Below are 774 nucleotides of genomic sequence, written 5' to 3'. Positions count from 1 at the left end.
ATACGAGATTCGCCTTAGTCTCGTGGGCTCGGTGAATGAAGTCATCGACAAGATGCTCGAGGAGATCAGCATCCTGCGTCCGAAGCACATCGCATTGCAGACGCAGCTCGGCGACTGCGATCAGAAGACCATGCTCAAGCAGATCGAGCTGTGGGGCGAGAAGATCATTCCGGCCATCCGCAAGGAAGTGGGCCAGCTGAGCACGACAATCTAGGAGACGGCCATGCGTCTGCACCTGACCGATGCGGGAGCGATCACACTGCTCGATCCTGCGAACTTCAAGAAGCTCGACGTGCTCGTCGATCCGCAGCCGCGCGAGCGGCTCGATCAGGCCATCGCGCGCATCGGCCGGCGCGATGGCGAAGAGCACATCCGGCTGGCACCGCCGGTGTTGCGCTTTCTCTCCGGCCATGCCGGCGATCCTGGCTGGGAAGCGGGCTTCGCCACCATGATCGACTACGCCACCCGTTTCGGCTGGGTGAACGACAGCGGAGAGATCCGCGCGCATATCACGCTCAACGACGGCGACGAAGTGGTCTCGCTCGCCGACTTCAAGGCCGCGATGCGCGCCCTGCCCGCGGGTATCAGCGCAATCACCACGGGCAGCGGAGATGCCGTTGCGGGCATGATCGTGTCGAGCCTCACGTCGATCTCGGCGGAGCCTCCGCTCGTGGGATTCTTCGTAAACCAGTCGTCGTCGATGCGTGCGCCGCTGATGGCGAGTGGCCGCTTCGTCGCCAACATTCTCGGCGAAGAGCACGGAGCGGTCATGTC

1 protein-coding gene and 1 pseudogene are annotated in these 774 nt (G+C 63.2%); both read left to right on the top strand.

The window, feature by feature from the left end:
- Window positions 1-214: pseudogene (locus BN2476_RS50135) on the top strand (LLM class flavin-dependent oxidoreductase); the annotation flags it as partial.
- 9 nt (window positions 215-223) lie between these two features.
- On the top strand, window positions 224-774 hold a 551-nt coding region (locus BN2476_RS44990; RefSeq protein WP_087740510.1), incomplete at its 3' end, for a flavin reductase family protein.

It is taken from the genome of Paraburkholderia piptadeniae (genome assembly GCF_900007165.1).
In the GTDB taxonomy this organism is placed as follows: Bacteria; Pseudomonadota; Gammaproteobacteria; order Burkholderiales; family Burkholderiaceae; genus Paraburkholderia; species Paraburkholderia piptadeniae.
Note: the sequence above shows the minus strand (reverse complement) of the source record. Positions and strands in the feature narration are given on the sequence as shown.